The organism is Pseudomonas sp. FP2335 (genome assembly GCF_030687535.1).
Taxonomy (GTDB): domain Bacteria; phylum Pseudomonadota; class Gammaproteobacteria; order Pseudomonadales; family Pseudomonadaceae; genus Aquipseudomonas.
In genome coordinates, this window is record NZ_CP117437.1 from 2640141 (window position 1) to 2662717 (window position 22577).

Here is a 22577-nt window from a genome sequence, read left to right on the forward strand (position 1 = left end):
AGGGGCCTCCGCTAGGAATTGTTATTTGACGGCGCCGAAGGACAGGCCGCGCACCAATTGCTTCTGGCTGATCCAGCCAAAGATCAGGATCGGCGCACAGGCCAGGGTCGAGACGGCAGACAATTTGGCCCAGAACAAGCCTTCGGGGCTGGAGTAGGAGGCGATCAACGCAGTCAGCGGCGCGGCCGCGGACGACGTCAGGTTCAGCGACCAGAACGCCTCGTTCCAGCACAGGATCAGCGACAGCAGTACCGTGGATGCCAGGCCACCCTTGGCAATCGGCAGCAGCACGCGGACCATTTCCTGCCACAGGGTGGCGCCGTCGAGGCGGGCGGCTTCGAGGATGTCCTTGGGGATGTCCTTGAAGTAGGTGTAAACCATCCACACCACGATCGGCAGGTTGATCAGGGTGTAGATGATGATCAGCGCAATGCGCGTATCCAGCAGGCCAAAGCTCTTGGCCAACAGGTAGATCGGCATCAGCACGCCCACGGGTGGCAGCATCTTGGTGGACAGCATCCACAGCAGCGTGCCCTTGGTGCGCTGGGTTTCGTAGAACGCCATGGAGTAGGCCGCCGGCACCGAGATCAGCAGGCACAAGGCCGTAGCGCTGAAGGAAATCAGCACCGAGTTCCACGCGTAGCTGAAGTAATTGCTGCGCTCGTTGATGTGCAGGTAGTTCTCCAGCGTCGGTGTGAAGATGAACTGCGGCGGCGTGGCGAACGCGTCGATTTCGGTCTTGAAGCTGGTCAGCACCATCCAGAAGATCGGGAAGAAAATCAGGATTGCGATGGCCCAGGCCAGGGTGCCAAGCAACAGGCTTTGCAGGCGACGGGATTGTTGAAGCGTCATGGCGCGGCCCTCAAGGCTTGTCAGTCAGGTTTTTGCCGATCATCCGCACCAGGATGATCGCCGCGATATTGGCGATGACCACGGCAATCAGGCCGCCGGCCGAGGCCATGCCCACGTCGAACTGCACCAGCGCCTGGTTGTAGATCAGGTAGGCGAGGTTGGTTGACGCATAGCCGGGGCCACCGTTGGTGGTGGTGAAGATTTCGGCGAAAACCGAGAGCAAAAAGATCGTCTCGATCATCACCACCACGGCAATCGGGCGGGCCAGGTGGGGCAGGGTCAGGTGCCAGAAGATCGCGATGGCGCCGGCACCGTCCAGGCGCGCGGCTTCCTTTTGTTCCTGGTCGAGGGATTGCATGGCGGTCATCAGCAGCAGGATGGCGAAGGGCAGCCATTGCCACGACACGATGATGATGATCGACAGCAACGGGTAGTGCGCCAGCCAGTCCACCGGCTCGGCGCCGAAGAACTTCCACACGGCGGCGAGAATCCCCGACACCGGGTGGAAAATCAGGTTCTTCCAGATCAGCGCACCGACGGTGGGCATGATGAAGAAGGGCGAGATCAGCAACACCCGCACCAGGCCGCGACCGAGGAACTCACTGGCCTCCAGCAGGGCGCTGATCAACACGCCGAACACCACGCTGATCAGCAGCACGCTGCCCACCAGCAACAGGGTGTTGGTGGCGCCGGGCAAGAAGCCCGAATCGGTGATGAAGTAGGTAAAGTTTTCCAGCCCGACGAACTGATTTTCGCCGGGGTAGAGCAGGTTGTAGCGGATCAGCGAAAAGTACAGGGTCATGCCCAGCGGCACGATCATCCACAGCAGCAGCAGGGCTACCGAGGGGCTGACAAGGAACCAGCCGGGGTTGGCCAGGCGGTTTTTGCGCGGCTTGTCCGGCACGGCGGTTTGCACTTGGGCAGTGTTGGTATTCATAGGATCAGAACCAGTCAGGTACATGCAGAACTAGAATCGAAGCGCGGTCAGTGTGGGAGCGGGCTTGCTCGCGAATACGGAGTGTCAGTCACTGAAGTATTCACTGGAAGAACGCATTCGCGAGCAAGCCCGCTCCCACATTTACCGCGGTGTACCCACTTTATTTGGGATACCCGGCCCGCTTCATTTCGCGCTCGGTGGTGGTCTGCGCGGCGGTCAAGGCCGCATCCACCGTCTGCTGACCGGTCAACGCCCCCGAGAAGAACTTGCCCACCTGGGTGCCAATCGCCTGGAACTCAGGAATGGTCACCAACTGGATGCCGATATAGGGCACTGGCTTGAGCGTCGGTTGGGTTGGGTCTGCAACTTTCAGCGATTCCAGGGTCACCTTGGCAAACGGCGCCGCCTTCATGTATTCATCGCTGTAGGTGGATTTACGGGTGCCTGGCGGTACGTTGGCCACACCGTCGGTCTTGGCCACCAACTCGCCATATTCCTTGGAGGTCGCCCAGCTGGTGAACACCTTGGCGGCGTCCTTGGCCTTGGAGCTGGTGGGAATCGCCAGGCTCCAGGAGTACAGCCACGAGGTGCCTTTATCGGTTTTTTCGTGGGGAGCAAAGGTGAAGCCGACGTGGTCAGCCACCTTGCTCTGGGTCTTGTCGGTAACAAACGAGCCGGCCACGCTGGCGTCGACCCAGATGGCGCACTTGCCACTGTTGAACAGTGCAAGGTTTTCGTTGAAACCGTTGCTGGACGCACCCGGCGGGCCGGATTTCTTCATGTTGTCGACGTAGAAGTTCAGCGCGTCTTTCCACTCGGGGCCGTTGAATTGCGGCTGCCATTTCTCATCGAACCAGCGCGCGCCGTAGCCGTTGGCCAGGGTGGTGATCAGCGCCATGTTCTCGCCCCAGCCGGCTTTGCCGCGCAGGCACAAACCATATTGTTCTTTGGTCTTGTCGGTGAGTTTGCTGGCGAAGTCGCCGATCTGCGTCCAGGTCGGATGCTCGGGCATGGTCAGCCCGGCGTCCTTGAACAGGTCGGTGCGGTAGTAGGTGATCGAGCTTTCGGCATAGAACGGCAGGGCGTACAGCGAACCCTTGACCGACAAACCGTCACGCACTGAAGGGAACACATCGTCGAGGTCGTAGGATGCAGGCAGATCCTTCATCGGTTCCAGCCAACCCTTGGCGCCCCACAGTGCTGCTTCGTACATGCCGATGGTCAGTACGTCGAACTGCCCGCCCTGGGTGGCGATGTCCGTGGTCAGGCGTTGGCGCAGCACGTTTTCTTCGAGTACCACCCAGTTCAACTTGATCTGCGGGTGCTCGGCCTCGAAGGTTTTCGAGAGCTTTTGCATGCGGATCATGTCGCTGTTGTTGACGGTGGCAATGGTCAGGGTCTGCGCGCCAAGGCTGACGGCGCTGATAGTCAAGCAGGTAGAGGCAAGCAGAACTTTTGCTGTGAACTTCATCGCGCACTCCTTTTCCGCGCCCGGGGGGGCTACAGAAGGACAGTTATTGTTGTTGTGTCTTCCTACAGGGAGTCAGGAAGAGTGTGCGTCGATTACAGCCTTGAAATGGCGATGTGACAAATCCTTGGGCGCACTGGGACTGATACTTTTTTGCACTTCAGTTCAGGTGACTGCTTGAAGCTGGCTTGCAACCGAAAACCTGGCGCCGTCAATAGCGCGGCAGCGCCAGGTCTTTGGAGGTTGAGACGCTACGGTTTAATAGGATTTTTTTTCAAGCGTGGTCAGCTCTTTGATCCACTGTGGGTCCATCGGCTTACGCCATTCACCACGGGTGTAAATTTGCAGGCCTTTTGCGTCCCACTCAGCCATTTTATTCTTCACTAGCTCGGTGTACTCGGATGCCTTGCATGAAATGTCGGCCCAGGGGTCGACGATCCAGGCGTCTTTCCATTCGGCCTGTGAAAAATCAACGGTGGCTTTACCTGCTGAAGCCGGTCCGCCGACAACTGTGAACACGTGGTCGCCTCCTGCCACATACCATTGCTGTGCTTTTCCTCCGCTTTTTTCGATGATGTCTCCGGATAGCAATGCCATTTCCCCACAGTTTCCAGCCCCGGACTTCAAAATCAGGTTTGAATGGTTCAACGCCCCAGGCGGTACGGTCCTGCGCAACCAGCCAATCGTCATATTCGCCGCGTCAGTGCGGGCCTCGTCCGCTCTAGAGCGCATTTGGTTAGCAGGTCCCAGGCCGGTGGCTTTCATGGAACGGTTCACGCTGTCTTGCGTTTGTTGTGCGTAGAATTTGTTTTGCTGCTCAGCGGTCCACGAGGTGAAGTCGGCGGGTTTGGCCAGCGCGGAAACCTGGTTGGGTTTCAAGGCGATATTCGCTTTATCGATCGCTTTGGCCCGCTGCAGCTGATAGACAACCTCGCGTTGCTGTTCCTCGGTCAGCGTTTTGCACTGTGCTTTTAAGTCATCTATATCTTCTTTCAAGTAGCCCGCGCGCTCCAGTTCTTCAAAGGCAGATTTCAATTTCGGCAGCGCAATGAAATTGGCATCAAACGGTAAAGTGGCAGCACCTTGACGAATGCTGAATTTATTCCGGTAAGCAGTCACCATCGGCAGCTCGTTAGGTGTGCATTTGTAGAACGTCAGCTGGCTGCCGGGTTCCTTCTCCAATTGTGCGTAGTAGAACTCGGCGGTATCCGCCTCGATCACCAGGTATTTGGCGGTACTGCCGCGTGCCGGGCCGTTAACGATCACGCCACGCAGTTCACGTTTATCGTCGACGGCATCAGTGATGCGGTTGAGCTTGACCACACGTGTTTCGCGCTCCAGCCCCTCACTGCTTTGTGCGCTGAAAAAGCCGAATTGGGGTTCGTTTTTGAGCGTGCCGGTGATCGTTGGTTTGTAGGTGATGGGCGTGGTCTCAGGCACCGGAATCAATTTTGGCCCCGTGTCTGCGTCGAGCATTTTCCAGCGGCGGCGTTCGAAAACCACAAACTGGTTCTTTCGCAGGAACTTCGGTGCCGAGGGAAACAAGCGCACGTGCTCAAGCGCCTGAAGTTCCTGTTTCAACTCGCCGGATACGTCCTCGGTGACCTTGGTAAAACACGTGTCGTTGGCGCCGCGCTTGATGCGGCCGCCGATACTGGGGGCCGGGCAGAAAGCTTCGAAGCCTTCCAGTGGCTGGTAGTGATCGGCCGACTCCAGATCGCGTAGCAAGCCTGGATTGCGGGAGTCGTAGCGATAAACCTTGCCCTCATTGATCAAGTCGAAGCCATGGGTGCGCGTGATGGTGTACGCGTCTGCGGCCAAAGGTTTTTCGGTAACCAGGGCTTGGGTGCCGTCGGAAAAGGTTTCCTGTTTCACGATCGATGAGGTGTCAGACACAAAACCCTCAAGCGCAGGACCGTAAGCGGCCGCGGTCTTCGCGTCGTAGGCATACCACTGGCCGCCCTGGCGTATGGCTGTGAGTTCGACCCTGCCCTGAGCCCCGGAAAGTGACACGCTGCCATTTGCCATATCCGCCGTCTGCTCAGTGAGCTGGCCATTCTGTAGCCGGCTCAGGGAGCGAGTCGATTGCGTGGTCGTGGCAGCCGTGAAGTCCTTGAGGGCAATCGCTTCCGTTTCTTTAACGCCAAACTTCTCGATAAACCCCGCAGATACCTTGGCAGCCGCCCAGGACGCCGCAGATTTTGCCAAGCTCCACAGATTGCCTGCGCCCTCTGTGGCCATCGCGATCGCGACATCAATGGCAAGGTCTACGGCTGCTTTGAGGAACTGGCCATGATAGAGATCCTCGAGCGTGCTGGCCCCGGGCAAGGAGTGCCACAGCGCTTTGAAGAAGTCACTGGGCTCGGTGGCCGTTTCGAGTGTATTGCTGGACCAATTGCGGTGAAGGTTTACAAACTCGCTTTTATTCAGGTAAGTCGAGTCGATCATGACCTTGGCCAATTTGGAAATTCTGCCGGCCACATAGTTTGGAGAGAACGCGTCATTTTCGTTGTGGGCTGGAAGGGTCACTTCCAACGGCCAAGGTTCATTATTGTCATTCAGCAGGTGTTGATCAGTGACGCGCAATACAACCTCTGATTTAACCCCTTGCTTGGGTTCCTCGCCGCTTTTGAACGCCTGGGCATCAATGTCGAGGCTGACTTTTTGGCCCAGTGGTGTATTCGGATCAATGTCTGCAATTCTTACGATCTGGCCCCATGTCGGATAAACCGCGAAATCTCTTCTGACCCCGTTGTAATTCGACGTTATCAACATGCCACTGCCACTGCCACTGTGGGTGCCTTCAACATTCAAAAACTCTACGTCGCCATAGAGCAGGCTCTTTTGCTCCTCGACAGGCATTTTTTTGAGCATGTTTTCGAACAACGTCGTGGTGTGCTGTCTGCGCAGGTTGAAATCTTCTTTTATGGCCTTGTCGAATTCATCGTTGATAATCGGAAAGCCAGGCTCTCTGGCTTTTTCACGCAGGCTGTTGAAGTCCACATGATTGCCTTCCTGTATCCAGCTTTCATCCAGCCTGCCTGCTTCATAGATCTCTACGAGGCTGTAATGATTACCGGTGATTATGCCGGCGAATTCATTTTCCACCATAAAGCGTTTTTCATAATCAATATCGGCACCGAACTGTTCTCTTAGTACCTTAAGCGCCATATCCCGTCTATTGGGCGCTTCAGTCGTGCTTAGCCAGCGCACCGCTTCGGTGGTGTTATTGATCTGTGTCTGGAGTTTTTGCTGGCTGTCTTTCAACTGTTCCAGGGTGTAGTTGTTCTTGTCGATCTTGTTATGGATGGAGGCCCATTCCAGTAAGGGAGCCATCTGTGCGTAACTTTGTATCTGCGTTTCCAGTGCTGAAACAGGCTGGATGTTGTAATGCCTCATGACCTGCGGGTAGGTCATGTTTGCGCTAGCGCCGGGTGCAGTCCACTCGACCAGGTTTACCGCTGCCGTAAAGTTGAAATACTCTGGGGAGCCAAGCGTTATTTGTTTCGGTACCTCGTTGACCAACAACTGCGGCGCAGCCCCTGACAGCAACACGTATGACGCTATGGGTGCAAGGTGGGCAGGTATATCTTTCTGGGCGGTCAGGTATTGGTCAAATCGGTCGCGGATAGATGAAACGCCGCGCCCGACGTTATCAGGGTCCGTTAAATCCGCACCTGCAACGGTCTTGTGTTGAGTGCCGGCCGTTGGATCAAGCTCCAGTACCAAGGCGGTCAAAAGCCATTGTTTAGCGCTGGATGGGGTCAAGGCGCCTTTCATCTGGGTTTGCAGGTGCTCGGCAAGATCAAGTGCCTTGTCGCTGGTGAGCAGTTGCTCCAAGGCGCGTTCAGGGTTGGTGTCGAGTGTGGTCACCTGGTTGCCGAGGTAATTGAGGAGGGTGTCGGGGCCTATCGCCTCTTTCACCTCGTTGACCAGTACGTTGCGTTGTTCGGTACTCAACGGCAGTTGTGTTGACAGGAACCCCCAGCGATTGCCCAGGGGTGGGGACTGTGGCATCGGCGTCTGCAAGGCGGCCAGCAAATGGTCAGCGTCTGACCTTGAACGCACTGGGTACCAGTCGTTTTGCGAGATGAAGGTTGCAACCGACGTCGTACCGTCAGGCGGGTAAGAAGAGTCCGGGTCGACCACAAAGTCCTTGGAGCCGCTGTCCGGCGTCCAGTTTTTCAGTTCGTTGATCAGCCCATACCGGTTGTTGCTATCACCCAGTGCGGTTTTTTGCCGGCCCACAAAGGCCACTACGCTTTGTGGATCATCAGGGTGGTCGGGGAACTGTTGGGTACGGCCCATCAGCGCAACCTGTTGTTCGAATTTCGGGCTGCCTGGAAGGTCGCTGAGGTTATAAAAGTTGGCCACCCATTGGTAAGGTGCGCCGCTGGATTCGGCGTTAAACAGTGCGATAGGGGGCGTATCGTTCGCGAATGCCTTTGCCGCGCTCAGCACGGGCTCGAGCACATCAAAGTGTTCGGGATACTGTTTCGCGAAGTCGCGGGTAGTGAAGCGCTGGTCCACTCCCTGCACTTTGCCAACCAGCGCGTTGTCGGTGGGGTCATAGCGCAGGGTCGCGAGGTCAACCCCTTGATTACGTGCCCATTCCTGGAAACCGCGGCCCTGCAGGGCTTTATTCAGGTAGGCCTGCCATTCACCGAACAGGCTGTTGGCCGGTATCGGTTGGATGATTTTTGACGCGGCTTGCTCCGGCTTGGCTTTGAGCTCAAGCATTGCGCGATGAACAGTGGTTGCGAGTTCAACTTCGGCGCGCGCCAAAAGTTCTTCGCGGTTATTTGCAGTTTCCACTGGCGTAGGGCGGTTGGCGGTGATGGCGGCGGCCAGGTTTTGAATCGGCGAGAGAGTCAGCGGCGCAGAGGCCAGCATTTTCGTCACGGTGTCCTGGTGTTTGCGTACGGCAACAGACCTGGGATCGTTCAATGATGTGTCGACCAGTGCTTTGAAACTGCTTTTTCGAACCAACTCCAAACCGTGGCTTAGTAACGTCGTGAGTCGGGGGGTGTTCCCTTCTTGTGGTTCTGTGTCTGGTTGAGCGGGCATTTCTTCATTGTAGAAACGCATCACCTCTTCCAGTGTGGCGGTAGACGCAGTGGGGTAGTGCACATCCGCATTGGAGCCCGCAGCCATCTGTTGCACCGCATCCTTTATCGCGTCCCAGACATTGCTCCAATCTTCCGACACATCGTTGACGGTGAAGGTGGTTTGCACCCGGTTCACGCTGGCAGTCAGGCTTCCATCATTGGGGTTGATGCGCGCAGTCATGGGGTCAACGCCATGCTTCTGCGCAAAATCGCTGAAAGCCGGGCCTGTGAGTGCATTCAGGAGCTGTTGGCGGACCTGATTGAAGGTTGAATATTCTGGAATGGTATCGAGGATAGGCGGTGTTCTATCACGTCCACCATTCAGTTCTGGCACTTGTTTTAGCAGCATCTTGCTGCACTGCCACGCGAGCGCCTTGTCTGCGCTCTGCACTGTCTGGGCCGCTGTCAATGGAGCATGGCGAGCGAGAGGTTGATCCAGTTGTTGCGCTGGCAGATCGACGATGTGTTGCTTGGCGTCCCGTTGACGTTGCTTGACGGGGGCAAATTGGCTCTCGTAGAGCGGATTGGTATTACTCAGCGAAGGGAATGTTCCTTCATGAATCAACTGCCCAATCCTGAACAACGTATCGCCGTTGAAGTCGCGGGAATAATCACTGGGCAGTTGCATGCCATAGAAGTTGGCAACCTGCTCGGGAAGTGCCTGATCACGCCCGTGAAATCCGAAGCGTTCACCCCCTGGGCCCGCCAGCTTTGTGACGGCTTTGAACACCGCTGATGTGGCTTTTATAAAACTGTTTTCATCGTAATGGCGGATGTCGATGTCCTCGTCCTCCCGCTGTATATAGATGCTCCCGGCGGGGTCAAACACCAAAGATTCAATATCGATGTCATGGGTTTGGGCAAACGACTTGAAGGGTTCCGAGCGCAGCGCATCATCCAGCTCGGCCAGGGCCATGCCAAAGGTGGAGTCGGGCTCGACGGGCACCACATACATCTGGTTTTTTGAGGCAAGTTGTTCAGCGTTAAGCAATGCGTTGATCAGGGTGTAGGCTGTATTGATCGCCATCTCCCCATCACTCTTGTTAACCAGGGTGTCGGCGAATTTGCGCAACAGGGCTTTGCCTGAGTCTTGGGTGGGGGGCGTGTTTTGCAGGTCTCGACGTGAGCGCGATGAAATAGGACGAATGTTCGGCGCACTGTGCGCTGTGCCCCCCAGTATTTCTTTAATCAACTGGGCGTAGCTTTTTTGCGGATTGAGCGCACTTGGCTGGTCAAGAAGTTTCTCTACGTCGGCCCGTACTGCAGAGGCGCTCAGCGGGTCAGGGGTGCTCATTACGCGTTGTTTGATCTGCTCGGCCAGGCTGGGTTGCCCTTTTGCCACGGCAAATCTGAGCAGGTATTCAATATGTAGACGCGTGCTGGCCGGCACGTCAACGGACGGGGTGGAGGGTGTTGGATCTTGTTCGGTGCGCCGATTGAAAAGTCCGATGACGCTGGAGGTGACAGAGGGGGTTGCGCGCTCGACGGGTGGGCGCTGCGTGTCAAGATGTGGAGTGGTCACTGCGGGAGTGGACTGCGAAAGTCTGATCATAGAGGGCCTGGATAGCTGCGAATATGAGAAAGAACTTCCCGTAAACCGGTATTGGAAACTTCCCTCATTGCGTGGCGGCGGGCCGTGTATGAGTTCCTTTTTTGTACCCCCGAAAGGCTATGGCTGCGGTGTTGCGGTTTCAGGCCAGGTTTTGCTCAGTGAGCCGCTGCACCGCCAGGCGTCGGTAGTGGGACGGCGTCATGCCCTTGAGCTGTTGGAAGCGTCGGTTGAAATTGGAGATGTTGTTGAAGCCCGACTCAAAGCACACATCCGTGACGGCTTTATCGCCATCGGCCAGCAATTCGCAGGATTTGCTGATGCGCAGGCGATTGACAAACTCGATAAACGTGCGGCCCGTGGCCTGTTTGAACACCCGCGAGAAATACGTGGGTTTCATCCCCAGGTAATCCGCCACTTCCTCCAGCGGCAACTCGCGCGCGTAGTGGGCAAAGATGTAGTCCACCGCGCGGTTGGTACGGTCGATGCTGTGTTCGTCAGCCAGTTGCGGCGTGGTCACGCCAGACAGCAACTGGTAATCCTCACAAGCACTGAGCACTTCCAACAGGATAAAAAAGTGCCCCAACCGTGCCATGCCCTGGGCAGCCTCGATGCGCTGCATCAAGGCCATGGCCTGGGCGATGGTCTTTTTGCAGCGGAACTCGATGCCGTATTGGGCACGTTCCAGCAGCGGCGCCAGGCTCTTGAGCTCGGCGAAGATCTGGCTGCCGTTTTCCAGCAATTCATCGGTGAAGTTCACCAGCATGTCGCGCTTGGGCACCACTTCGTCTTCTTCAACCTGGCTGATCCAGTTGTGGGGCAGGTTGGGGCCGGTGAGGAACAGGCTTTCCGGATAGAAATTGCCGATATAGTCGCCGATAAACACCTTGCCGGAGCTGGCGACGATCAGGTGCAGCTCGTATTCCTTGTGGAAATGCCAGCGCACCAGCGGGCAGGGGAAGCCGTGCTGACGATAGATGATGGACAGACCGTTGTGATCGTCCATCAGCTCGTAGGAAGGGTCGGTGATGCGCGTTGCTCGGGTCATGCTGCCGTCGCTTTATTGTTGGTTGCGACCCGAATAATGCCCCTATGCGTGTAAGCCTGCCAGCGCCGATGTTTATACGGTGCGGTTTTTCGCCTCGATCCACTGGGACATGTACTGGGTACTTTTATGGGCGTGATGGCGCAGCATGCCGCCGGTGAAGTTGTCGCGGCGATGGGCTTGGAGGCGGCTGCGGCACTGCGCCAGGCAGGCCACCAGTGCCGGGGCGTGGAGGGCGGTGTCGTAGCGACTTGCCAGCAATCGACGCCCCTGTTCCTGGGCCTCGGTCCACCGCGCGCGGTCCTGATACAGCGCCACGGCAGCAGCGGCCAGGGCAGGTGCGCTGTGGGCGATCACGCCTGGCCAGGGGTGCCTGTCGCCCATGGCCTCGGCGCCAATCGGCGTGGTGATGTTCGGCGTGCCGCAGAGCATTGCATCCGCCAGCTTGCCCTTGATACCCGCGCCAAAGCGCAGCGGCGCCAGGCAGATGCGTGCTGCGCCCATTACTTGCAGCGCGTCTTCGGCCCAGTTCATTACATGGAAACCCTGCGCCGGGTTGTGCAGCGCGGTGGCCTTGGGCGGCGTGTAGGCGCCGTAGATGTGCAGTTGGGCGCCCGGCAGCTGCTGGCGGATCAGCGGCCACAGGCTGTTCTTCATCCACAGCACCGCGTCCCAGTTGGGCGCGTGGCGGAAGTTGCCGATGCTGAGGAAATGCGCGCGGTCTTCAAACGGGGTGAAGGGCGCGGCCGGTGCGTCAAGCATCAACGGGCACCAGTGCAGCAGGGCCGCCGGCACCTTGAAGTGTTCGGTGAGCAGGCGGATTTCCGCGTCGGAGATCATCAGGCTGATGTCGCAGCGGTAAATCGCCGCGATCTCGCGCTTGGCGATATCGGTGTCGGCCATCAGCTGGAATTCTTCCTCCAGCGCCGGGGCGAACAGGGCGCTGAAGTCGTCGCTGTCGGGATGGGCCTTGAGGTGGTCCTTGAGGCGCTGCTGGCGCGCGTCGCGCAGGCTTTGCAGGTCGCTGGTTTCCAGCACGCGCAGGGCGTCGGGGCAGTGTTTTTCAACGCGCCAGCCGAATTGCTCTTCCATCATGAAGCGGTCGAACAGCACGATGTCCGGGGCCAGTTCGCGGATAAAATCGTCGAAGCTGCTGTTATTGAGTTCGATGGCGCATTCGCTGATGCCGAGTATTTGCAGGTCGGCCTTGTGTTCGCCAAGCGCGGCAGGGCTGCTGAAGGTGATATCCCAGCCTTGCGTAAGGAAACTCTGCAATATTTGCATCATGTGTCCGCCAGCGGCCGAGGAGCGCGGCTCCGGCCAGACATAACCAATGACCAGGACTTTGGTGGCGGGCTGATTCATCAACAACGACTCTCTTGAAGGGCAGGCGAAAAGCGCGCAATTAAACCACAACCCCACCGATGAGAATTTGTGTCTGGCGGTAGGTAGCCACCGCGCTTTGTGGTTAACTTCGGCCTCTCGAATTCGTTTAACCCAAATAGCATAAGGATTCCGTTCATGGCTCAAGTCACCCTCCGTGGTAACCCTGTCCAGGTTGAAGGCCAATTGCCGCAAGTTGGCACCCCGGCGCCCGATTTCAACCTGACTGCCGGCGATCTGTCGGATGCAACCCTGGCGACCTTTGCCGGCAAGCGCAAAGTGCTGAACATCTTCCCAAGCGTCGACACCCCGACCTGCGCGACCTCGGTGCGCAAGTTCAACGCCCAGGCCAACGAGCTGAACAACGCCGTTGTCCTGTGCATCTCCACCGACCTGCCGTTCGCCCAGGCGCGCTTCTGCGGTTCCGAAGGCCTGGAAAACGTGAAGAACCTGTCTGACTTCCGTGACGCGGCGTTCGCCGTTGACTACGGTGTCGCGATTGCTGATGGCCCGCTGAAAGGCCTGACCGCTCGCGCTGTCGTGGTACTGGACGAAAACGATAACGTCCTGCACAGCGAACTGGTCGCCGAAATCGGCCAAGAGCCAAACTACGATGCAGCCCTGGCTGTGTTGAAGTAACTGTTTCGGCGCATTGCTGTCGCTTGGCAGTAACACGCGTGCTACATGATTGCGGCCTGGCCTAGTCCAGGCCGTTTTCATTTAAGGGTCAACCGCTTAGCTGAATTAGCGGATGGACTAAAGTCAGAAGTTAAAAGTTGTAAGCCCAAGGTAAATAGCCGGTAAAGGCGCTTCTCTAAACGCGCTCCAGTGCTTATCTTTCAGCCTCCCGAAGAAGAAGCTCTCGCGCCCAATGGTTGATCAATCCATGCAATCCTCCCCCCGTAAATCCCGCCGCTGGCTGTTCGGCCTGCTCGTGCTGCTGGTCATCGCCGGCCTGTGCTGGAAATTCTGGCCCGCCAGCCACAAGGACGCCGCCGCACAGGCGCCGGCCGGGCGTGCTGGCAAGTCGGGGATGATGCGCCCGGGCTTTGGTGGTTCCACGGGGCCTATCCCGGTGCGTGTCGCGCCTGCGGTAGTCGGTGATTTCCCGGTGTATTACAAGGCGCTGGGGACCGTGACGGCGCTCAACACCATCAATGTGCGCAGCCGGGTGGGCGGCGAGCTGATCAAGATCGCCTTTGAAGAAGGGCAGATGGTCAAGGCCGGCGACCTGCTGGCAGAGATCGACCCGCGCAGCTACCAGAACGCCTTGCTCCAGGCCCAGGGCACGCTGCTGCAAAACCAGGCGCAGTTGAAGAACGCCCAGGTGGATGTGGAGCGTTATCGCGGCCTGTATGCCCAGGACAGTATCGCCAAGCAGACCCTGGACACCGCCGAAGCACTGGTCCTGCAATACCAGGGCACGGTCAAGACCAACCAGGGCGCGGTGGACGACGCCAAGCTCAACCTTGAATTCACCAAGATCCGTGCGCCTATCGGTGGTCGTGTAGGCCTGCGCCAGGTGGATGTGGGCAACCTGGTGGCGGCCAACGACACCACGTCGCTGGCGGTGATCACCCAGACCCAGCCGATCAACGTGGCCTTCACCCTGCCGGAAAACACCCTCGACACGGTGCTTGCCCGCTATCACGCCGGTAACAAGCTGCCGGTGGAAGCCTGGGACCGTGGCGACGTCAAGAAGCAGGCGGTCGGCGTGCTGCAAAGCCTCGACAACCAGATCGACGTCACCACCGGAACCCTGAAGTTCAAGGGCCGTTTCGATAACAAGGACCAGGTGCTGTTTCCCAACCAGTTCGTCAATGTGCACTTGCTCGCTGACACCCTGCACAACGTTGTGCTGGCGCCGTCCGCGGCGATCCAGTTCGGCAACAACGGCACCTTTGTCTACAAGCTCGATGGCGACAAGAAGGTCAAGATCCAGCCGCTGGTGGTCGGTGACACCGATGGCGACAACACCGTGATCAAGCAAGGCCTGGTGGCGGGTGACCGCGTGGTACTGGAAGGCACCGACCGCTTGAAGGACGGCAGTGAAATCGAAGTGGTCAACGACAGCAGCGAAGTGTTGACCACTGCGACCGAACACCTGCAAGGCAAGCCTGCGGCGAAAGGGGAGACCGGCACCACCGCCGGCAAGGCGCAAAAGGTCGGTTCATGAACCTGTCGCGGCTGTTTATTCTTCGCCCGGTCGCCACCACGCTGAGCATGCTGGCCATTGTGTTGGCCGGCATCATTGCGTATCGCCTGCTGCCGGTTTCGGCGCTGCCCCAGGTGGATTACCCGACCATCCGCGTGATGACCTTGTACCCCGGCGCCAGTCCGGACGTGATGACCAGTGCCGTCACCGCGCCTTTGGAGCGCCAGTTCGGCCAGATGCCCGGCCTCACGCAGATGGCGTCCACCAGTTCCGGTGGCGCGTCGGTGCTGACTCTGCGCTTCAACCTCGACGTCAACATGGACGTCGCCGAGCAACAGGTGCAGGCCGCGATCAACGCCGCTACCAACCTGTTGCCCAAGGACTTGCCCGCGCCGCCGGTGTACAACAAGGTCAACCCGGCGGATACCCCGGTGCTGACCCTGGCCGTCACCTCCAAGACCATGCTGCTGCCCAAGCTCAACGACCTGGTCGACACCCGGATGGCGCAGAAAATCGCGCAGATCAGTGGCGTCGGCATGGTCAGTATTGCCGGCGGCCAGCGCCAGGCCGTGCGTATCAAGGTCAACCCCGAGGCCCTGGCGGCCAACGGCTTGAACCTGTCGGACGTGCGCACCCTGATCGCTGCCTCCAACGTCAACCAGCCCAAGGGCAACTTCGACGGCCCGACCCGCGTGTCGATGCTTGACGCCAACGACCAGTTGGTCTCGCCCCAGCAATACGCCGAGTTGATCCTGGCGTACAACAATGGCGCGCCGTTGCGTCTGAAGGACGTCGCACAGATCGTCGACGGCGCCGAAAACGAACGCCTCGCTGCCTGGGCCAACGAAAACCAGGCCGTGCTGCTCAATATCCAGCGCCAGCCTGGCGCCAACGTGATTGAAGTGGTCGACCGCATCAAGGCGCTGCTGCCAAGCATCACTGACAACCTGCCGGCCGGCCTCGATGTGCTCGTGCTGACCGACCGCACCCAGACCATCCGCGCCTCGGTCACTGACGTACAACACGAATTGCTCATCGCCATCGCCCTGGTGGTGATGGTGACCTTCCTGTTCCTGCGTCGGTTCAGCGCGACGATCATCCCGTCCATCGCCGTGCCGCTGTCGCTGGTGGGCACGTTTGGGGTGATGTACCTGGCCGGTTTCTCCATCAACAACCTGACGTTGATGGCCCTGACCATCGCCACCGGGTTTGTGGTGGACGATGCCATCGTGATGCTGGAGAACATCTCGCGCTATATCGAAGAGGGCGAGACCCCGCTGGCGGCGGCACTCAAGGGCGCCAAGCAGATTGGCTTCACCCTGATCTCCCTGACCCTGTCGCTGATCGCGGTATTGATCCCGTTGCTGTTCATGGCCGACGTAGTGGGGCGCTTGTTCCGCGAATTTGCCATCACCCTGGCGGTGGCGATCCTGATTTCCCTGGTGGTGTCCCTGACCCTGACGCCGATGATGTGCGCGCGCCTGCTCAAGCGTGAACCCAAGGAAGAGGAACAGGGCCGCTTCTACAAGGCCAGCGGAGCATGGATCGATTGGATGATCGAAGCCTACGGCCGCAAGTTGCAGTGGGTGCTCAAGCACCAGCCGCTGACCCTGCTGGTGGCCATCGCCACCCTGGGCCTGACCGTGTTTCTGTACCTGGTGGTGCCCAAGGGCTTTTTCCCGGTGCAGGACACCGGTGTGATCCAGGGCATTTCCGAAGCGCCGCAGTCGATTTCCTTTGCGGCCATGAGCCAGCGCCAGCAGGCGTTGGCCAAGGTCATCCTGGCCGACCCGGCGGTGCAAAGCCTGTCTTCCTATATCGGCGTGGATGGCGACAACGCGACCCTCAACAGCGGTCGCCTGCTGATCAACCTCAAGCCCCACGGCCAGCGCGACTTGAGTGCGGCCGAGGTGATCACCCGCCTGCAACCGCAAATCGACAAGCTGGTGGGCATCCGCCTGTACATGCAGCCGGTGCAGGACCTGACCATCGAAGACCGCGTGAGCCGTACCCAGTACCAGTTCAGCATGTCGTCGCCAGACGCCGATTTGCTGGCGCTGTGGAGTGACAAGCTGGTGCATGCCTTGAGCCAGTTGCCGGAACTCACTGACGTCGCCAGCGACTTGCAGGACAAAGGCTTGCAGGTGTTTCTGGTGATCGACCGCGATGCGGCCTCGCGCCTGGGCGTGACGGTCTCTACCATCACCGACGCGCTGTATGACGCCTTCGGCCAGCGGCAGATTTCCACCATCTACACCCAGGCCAGCCAGTACCGGGTGGTGTTGCAGGCCCAGTCCGGCGAAACCCTCGGCCCGGACGCGCTGAACCAGATCCACGTGAAGACCACCGATGGCGGCCAGGTGCGCCTGTCCAGCCTGGCCCGGGTCGAGCAGCGCCAGGCGCAGTTGGCGATTGCCCATATCGGCCAGTTCCCGGCGGTGATGATGTCGTTCAACCTGGCCCCCGGCGTCGCGCTGGGCAAAGGCGTGGAACTGATCAACCAGACGCAGAAGGACATCGGCATGCCGGTGGGCGTGCAGACCCAGTTCCAGGGCGCGGCCCAGGCGTTCGAGGCGTCGTTGTCGAGCACCTTGCTGCTGATCCTGGCGGCGGTGGTGACCATGTACATCGTGCTTGGCGTGCTCTACGAGAGCTATATCCACCCGATCACCATTCTTTCCACCTTGCCGTCGGCGGCGGTGGGCGCTTTACTCGCTTTGCTGCTCAGTGGCAATGACCTGGGCATGATCGCGATCATCGGCATCATTTTGCTGATCGGTATCGTGAAGAAGAACGCGATCATGATGATCGACTTCGCCCTCGACGCTGAGCGCAATCAAGGCCTGGACCCGCAGACCGCGATCTATCAGGCCGCGCTGCTGCGTTTCCGGCCGATCCTGATGACCACCCTGGCGGCCTTGTTTGGCGCGGTGCCGTTGATGCTGGCCACCGGTTCCGGCGCAGAGTTGCGTCAGCCATTGGGCCTGGTGATGGTCGGCGGCTTGTTGGTGAGCCAGGTATTGACCCTGTTCACCACACCAGTGATCTACCTGTATTTCGACCGCCTTGGCCGTCGCTGGCGCAAAGAGCCGCAAAGCCTGGAGCCGGTTGAGTCATGAACCTGTCCGGACCTTTCATCCGCCGCCCCGTCGCCACCATGCTGTTGAGCCTGGCGATCATGCTGCTGGGCGGTGTGAGCTTCAACCTGTTGCCGGTGTCACCGCTGCCGCAGATCGACTTCCCGGTGATCGTGGTCTCGGCCAGCTTGCCCGGGGCCAGTCCCGAGGTGATGGCCTCCACTGTGGCGACGCCGCTGGAGCGCTCGTTCGGCGCAATTGCCGGCATCACCACCATGAGCAGCAGCTCCAGCCAGGGTTCGACGCGGGTGATCCTCGCGTTCGACTCCGACCGCGACATCAACGGCGCGGCGCGGGAAGTGCAGGCCGCGATCAACGCCTCGCGCAACCTGCTGCCCAGCGGTATGCGCAGCATGCCGACCTACAAGAAGATCAACCCGTCCCAGGCGCCGATCATGGTGCTGTCGCTGACCTCGGACGTGTTGCAGAAGGGCCAGTTGTACGACCTGGCCTCGACCATCCTGTCGCAAAGCCTGTCCCAGGTGCCGGGCGTGGGTGAAGTGCAGATCGGCGGCAGTTCCTTGCCCGCGGTGCGTATCGAACTCGAACCCAAGGCTCTGGATCAATACGGTGTGGCCCTTGACGATGTGCGCAACACCATCGCCAACGCCAACCAGCGGCGGCCCAAGGGCTCGCTGGAAGACAGCGAGCGCAACTGGCAGATCCAGGCCAACGACCAGTTGGAAAAAGCCAAGGACTACGAGCCGCTGCTGATCCGCTACCAGAATGGCGCGGCCTTGCGCCTGGGCGATGTGGCCAGGATCAGCGACGGCGTGGAGGACCGCTACAACAGCGGTTTCTTCAACAACGATGCGGCGGTGCTGCTGGTGATCAACCGCCAGTCCGGCGCCAACATCATCGAGACCGTCAGGCAGATCAAGGCGCAGTTGCCGGCGTTGCAGGCGGTGCTGCCGTCCAGCGTTAAATTGAACCTGGCCATGGATCGTTCGCCGGTGATCACCGCAACCCTGCATGAAGCCGAAATGACCCTGCTGATTGCCGTGGCCCTGGTGATCCTGGTGGTGTACCTGTTCCTCGGCAATTTCCGCGCCTCGCTGATTCCAACCCTGGCGGTGCCGGTGTCGCTGGTGGGCACCTTTGCGGTGATGTACCTGTTCGGTTTCTCGCTGAACAACTTCTCGCTGATGGCGCTGATCCTCGCCACCGGGCTGGTGGTGGACGATGCCATCGTGGTGCTGGAGAACATTTCCCGGCATATCGACGAGGGGGTGCCGCCGATGAAGGCGGCGTACCTGGGTGCCAAGGAGGTCGGCTTTACCTTGCTGTCGATGAACGTGTCGCTGGTGGCGGTGTTCCTGTCCATCCTGTTCATGGGCGGGATCGTCACCAACCTGTTCCGCGAGTTTTCCATCACCTTGTCGGCGGCGATCATCGTTTCGCTGGTGGTGTCGCTGACCCTGACCCCGATGCTCTGCGCGCGCTGGCTCAAGCCACATGTCAAAGGCCAGCTGAGTGGGTTGCAGCGCTGGAGCCAGAAGGTCAATGACCGCATGGTCGCCGGCTACGCTACCAGCCTCGACTGGGCGTTGCGCCATCGCCGCCTGACGCTGCTCAGCCTGTTGATCACCGTGGGGGTGAACATTGCGCTGTACGTGGTGGTGCCGAAGACCTTCATGCCGCAACAGGACACTGGGCAGTTGATCGGTTTTGTGCGCGGCGATGACGGGCTGTCGTTCAACGTGATGCAGCCGAAGATGGAGACCTTCCGCGTAGCGGTGCTCAAGGACCCGGCGGTGCTCAGCGTGGCGGGCTTTATCGGCGGCAACAACGGCACCAATAACGCGGTGATGCTGGTGCGCCTCAAGCCGATCAGTGAACGCAAGGTCTCGGCCCAGGCGGTGATCGAGCGTCTGCGCAAGAACGTCCCGTTGGTGCCGGGCGGGCGCCTGTTCCTGATGGCTGACCAGGACCTGCAGTTCGGCGGCAGCCGCGACCAGACCAGCGCGCAGTATTCCTACATCCTGCAAAGCGGCGACCTGGCCGCGTTGCGCCTGTGGTATCCGAAAGTGGTCAGCGCCTTGCGCGAGCTGCCGGAACTTACCGCCATCGACGCCCGCGAGGGGCGTGGCGCGGCGCAGGTCACGCTGGTGGTCGACCGCGACCAGGCCAAGCGCCTGGGTATCGATATGAATATGGTCACCGCGGTGCTGAACAACGCCTACAGCCAGCGGCAGATTTCCACCATCTACGACAGCCTGAACCAGTATCAGGTGGTGATGGAGGTCAACCCGAAATACGCCCAGGACCCGATCACCCTCAACCAGATGCAGGTGATCACCTCCAGCGGGGCGCGGGTGCCGTTGTCGACCATCGCGCATTATGAGAACAGCCTGGCCGACGACCGTGTCAGCCACGAAGGCCAATTCGCTTCCGAAAACATTGCCTTCGACATGGCACCCGGGGTCACGGTCGAGCAGGGCACGGCGGCCATTGAGCGGGCGATCGCCAAGGTCGGTTTGCCGGAAGATGTGATCGCCAAGATGGCCGGTACCGCCGATGCGTTTGCGGCGACCCAGAAGGGCCAGCCGTTCATGATCCTCGGCGCGCTGGTGGCGGTGTACCTGGTGCTGGGGATTCTGTATGAAAGCTACATTCACCCGTTGACGATTCTTTCGACCTTGCCGTCGGCAGGTGTCGGCGCCATGCTCGCCATCTACCTGACGGGAGGCGAGTTCAGCCTGATCTCCCTGTTGGGCCTGTTCCTGTTGATTGGGGTGGTGAAGAAGAACGCGATCCTGATGATCGACCTGGCGTTGCAGCTGGAGCGCAATGACCGCATGGGGCCGCTCGAATCGATTCGCAGTGCCTGCCTGCTGCGTTTGCGGCCGATCCTGATGACCACCCTGGCCGCCATCCTCGGCGCCTTGCCGCTGCTGCTGGGTGCCGGCGATGGCGCGGAAATGCGCCGTCCCCTGGGCCTGACCATTATCGGCGGCCTGGTGTTCAGCCAGATCCTGACCCTTTACACCACCCCGGTGGTTTACCTCTATCTCGACCGCGCGCGCCACCGCTTCAACGCCTGGCGCGGCGTGCGTACCGATGCTGCCCTGGACACTGCGCTATGACCGATTCAACCTTTGCCCGATTGGCCCTGTTGCGGGGCTCCCGCGTGGCGAGCCTGGTGCTCTGCGGCGCGTTGCTCAGTGCCTGCGCCGTCGGTCCCGACTACAAACGCCCGGACGTGGTCGAGCCGGCACAATTCAAGGAAGCCCAGGGTTGGCGCCAGGCGACCCCAAGCGACTCCTTGGCCCGTGGCGCCTGGTGGGAGTTGTACGGCGACCGCCAGCTCAATGAGCTGGTGCTGCGCCTGAACAGTGCCAACCAGACTGTGGCCCAGGCCGAAGCGCGCTTTCGTCAGGCCCAGGCGCTGGTGCGCAGTTCCCGTGGCGCGTTTTACCCCACGGTTGACCTGAGCGCCGGGAAAACCCGCGCCAGCCAGGGTACCGGCAGCAGCAGCGCCAGCCTGAGCAGTTCCAGCAGCGGTATCCGTGACACCCTCAATGCTCAATTGGGTGTGAGTTGGGAGGCGGACATCTGGGGTAAATTGCGCCGTGGCCTGGAGGCCAACGAGGCCAGCGCCGAAGCCAGCTCGGCGGACCTGGCGGCGATGCGCCTGAGCCAGCAGTCGGAACTGGTACAAAGCTACCTGCAGTTGCGCGTCATGGACGAACAGACGCGCCTGCTGCAAGCGACCCTGGAGACCTATCAACGCTCCCTGCAAATGACCGAAAACCAATACCGCGCCGGTGTGTCCGGCAAGGACGCAGTGGCTCAGGCGCAAACCCAGCTCAAGTCGACACAGGCCAGCCTGATCGACCTGATCTGGCAGCGCGCCCAGCTGGAAAACGCCATCGCGGTGTTGATCGGCGAGGCTCCGGCCAACTTCAAGCTGGCGGTGAGCAATGATATTCCCGCGCTGCCGCAGATCCCGGTGAGCCTGCCGTCGCAGCTGCTGGAACGGCGCCCGGACATCGCCTCGGCCGAACGCGCGGTGATCGCCGCCAACGCCAATATCGGCGTGGCCAAGGCCGCCTATTATCCGGACCTGACCCTGAGCCTGGCCGGTGGTTACTCCAGCAGCACCTACGCCGACTGGATCAGCCTGCCAAACCGCTTCTGGTCGGTGGGGCCCAAACTCGCCATGACCCTGTTCGACGGCGGCCAGCGCTCGGCGGAAGTCGACCGCACCGTCGCCAGCTATGACGAGACCGTGGCCAAGTACCGCCAGACCGTGCTGGATGGTTTCCGCGAAGTGGAAAACTACATGGTCCAGCTCAAGGTGCTGGAGGACGAGGCGGTGGTCAGCAACGAGGCGCTGGAGGCCGCGCGTGAGTCGCTGCGCCTGACCCAGAACCAGTACAAGGCCGGGTTGATTGCCTACCTGGATGTGGTGCAGGTGCAAGCGACGGCCCTGAGCAATGAGCGCACCGTGCTGACCCTGTTGCAGACGCAACTGGTGGCGAGTGTGCAATTGATTGCGGCGTTGGGCGGCGGTTGGGACGGGAAAACCGCGTTTGACGCAAAGGACTAACGGCAAACATGGACTAAGTGTGGGAGCGGGCTTGCTCGCGAATGCGGTGTGTCAGTCAACGGATTCATTGGCTGATCCAGCGCCTTCGCGGGCAAGCCCGCTCCCACAGTTGATGGGTGTTGATGGGGCGTCAGTGCTCTGCTGGATCGCCCAGACACTGCTAGTCTTCTGAGCGAGGCGACGAAGGCGGCGCTGTGGTTGAGGGGTTGCCCCTCAGCCATGGAATCTCCCACATCTGGTTTCGATCAGTCTGCGGATTCTGGGGTATTTGAGCCAGTAGTTTGGCGTCAAAAAGTCCATGATGGCCATGCGCTAATATTTCAACTCTACAATAATCAATCTCGCTACAATCGCCGCCTTTGCCACCTGGCACGGGTTTTTTAAGGCCCGT

The 22577-nt window shown here is 59.7% G+C and carries 11 protein-coding genes; 5 read left to right on the top strand and 6 right to left on the bottom strand.

The genetic code is table 11. The features are described from left to right. Positions 1 to 21 precede the first annotated feature (21 nt). The 6 genes from PSH81_RS11765 to PSH81_RS11790 form a co-directional block, all read right to left on the bottom strand. Positions 22 to 852 carry a carbohydrate ABC transporter permease gene (locus PSH81_RS11765; protein WP_003173672.1) on the bottom strand — a complete coding sequence of 277 codons (831 nt, stop codon included), beginning with the start codon at positions 850 to 852 and terminating at the stop codon, positions 22 to 24. Between the two features lie 10 nt (positions 853 to 862). After that, a complete protein-coding gene (locus PSH81_RS11770; RefSeq protein WP_135288205.1) occupies positions 863 to 1789 on the bottom strand; it encodes a carbohydrate ABC transporter permease in 927 nt (308 codons plus the stop codon). A gap of 160 nt (positions 1790 to 1949) precedes the next feature. Further along, entirely contained in the window at positions 1950 to 3260 is a 1311-nt protein-coding gene (locus PSH81_RS11775) for a sugar ABC transporter substrate-binding protein (RefSeq protein WP_305392578.1), read from the bottom strand. Between the two features lie 255 nt (positions 3261 to 3515). Next, entirely contained in the window at positions 3516 to 9917 is a 6402-nt protein-coding gene (locus PSH81_RS11780) for a hypothetical protein (RefSeq protein ID WP_305392579.1), read from the bottom strand. Positions 9918 to 10056: 139 nt separating this feature from the next. Then, complete coding sequence (locus tag PSH81_RS11785; protein WP_305392580.1) at positions 10057 to 10962, bottom strand: AraC family transcriptional regulator; 906 nt, start codon at positions 10960 to 10962, stop codon at positions 10057 to 10059. Positions 10963 to 11034: 72 nt separating this feature from the next. Then, positions 11035 to 12324, bottom strand: a complete 1290-nt coding sequence (locus tag PSH81_RS11790) for a glycosyltransferase (RefSeq protein ID WP_305392581.1) — start codon at positions 12322 to 12324, stop codon at positions 11035 to 11037. Between the two features lie 156 nt (positions 12325 to 12480). Here PSH81_RS11790 and tpx point away from each other — a divergent pair, with 156 nt between their 5' ends. From tpx to PSH81_RS11815, 5 genes are all read left to right on the top strand, one after another. Beyond that, complete coding sequence (gene tpx, locus PSH81_RS11795) at positions 12481 to 12981, top strand: thiol peroxidase (protein WP_305392582.1); 501 nt, start codon at positions 12481 to 12483, stop codon at positions 12979 to 12981. A gap of 232 nt (positions 12982 to 13213) precedes the next feature. After that, the gene (locus PSH81_RS11800) at positions 13214 to 14518 is read left to right on the top strand and encodes an MdtA/MuxA family multidrug efflux RND transporter periplasmic adaptor subunit (protein WP_305392583.1); all 1305 of its coding nucleotides are present in this window, start codon (positions 13214 to 13216) and stop codon (positions 14516 to 14518) included. After that, complete coding sequence (locus tag PSH81_RS11805) at positions 14515 to 17616, top strand: MdtB/MuxB family multidrug efflux RND transporter permease subunit (RefSeq protein WP_192299614.1); 3102 nt, start codon at positions 14515 to 14517, stop codon at positions 17614 to 17616. The genes PSH81_RS11800 and PSH81_RS11805 overlap by 4 nt, the downstream gene beginning before the upstream one ends. Continuing rightward, positions 17613 to 20720, top strand: coding sequence for an efflux RND transporter permease subunit (locus tag PSH81_RS11810; protein WP_226457115.1), 3108 nt, complete (start codon positions 17613 to 17615; stop codon positions 20718 to 20720). Before PSH81_RS11805 ends, PSH81_RS11810 begins: the two co-directional genes overlap by 4 nt. After that, on the top strand, positions 20717 to 22186 hold the full coding sequence (locus PSH81_RS11815) for an efflux transporter outer membrane subunit (protein ID WP_192299612.1): 1470 nt from the start codon (positions 20717 to 20719) through the stop codon (positions 22184 to 22186). The genes PSH81_RS11810 and PSH81_RS11815 overlap by 4 nt, the downstream gene beginning before the upstream one ends. Positions 22187 to 22577 lie beyond the last annotated feature (391 nt).

Bases quoted from the DNA above. Each gene is read 5' to 3' on its own strand.
- PSH81_RS11765 (WP_003173672.1), bottom strand. From the start codon at position 852: ATGACGCTTCAACAATCCCGTCGCCTGCAAAGCCTGTTGCTTGGCACC.
- PSH81_RS11770 (WP_135288205.1), bottom strand. From the start codon at position 1,789: ATGAATACCAACACTGCCCAAGTGCAAACCGCCGTGCCGGACAAGCCG.
- PSH81_RS11775 (WP_305392578.1), bottom strand. From the start codon at position 3,260: ATGAAGTTCACAGCAAAAGTTCTGCTTGCCTCTACCTGCTTGACTATC.
- PSH81_RS11780 (WP_305392579.1), bottom strand. From the start codon at position 9,917: ATGATCAGACTTTCGCAGTCCACTCCCGCAGTGACCACTCCACATCTT.
- PSH81_RS11785 (WP_305392580.1), bottom strand. From the start codon at position 10,962: ATGACCCGAGCAACGCGCATCACCGACCCTTCCTACGAGCTGATGGAC.
- PSH81_RS11790 (WP_305392581.1), bottom strand. From the start codon at position 12,324: ATGAATCAGCCCGCCACCAAAGTCCTGGTCATTGGTTATGTCTGGCCG.
- tpx (WP_305392582.1), top strand. From the start codon at position 12,481: ATGGCTCAAGTCACCCTCCGTGGTAACCCTGTCCAGGTTGAAGGCCAA.
- PSH81_RS11800 (WP_305392583.1), top strand. From the start codon at position 13,214: ATGGTTGATCAATCCATGCAATCCTCCCCCCGTAAATCCCGCCGCTGG.
- PSH81_RS11805 (WP_192299614.1), top strand. From the start codon at position 14,515: ATGAACCTGTCGCGGCTGTTTATTCTTCGCCCGGTCGCCACCACGCTG.
- PSH81_RS11810 (WP_226457115.1), top strand. From the start codon at position 17,613: ATGAACCTGTCCGGACCTTTCATCCGCCGCCCCGTCGCCACCATGCTG.
- PSH81_RS11815 (WP_192299612.1), top strand. From the start codon at position 20,717: ATGACCGATTCAACCTTTGCCCGATTGGCCCTGTTGCGGGGCTCCCGC.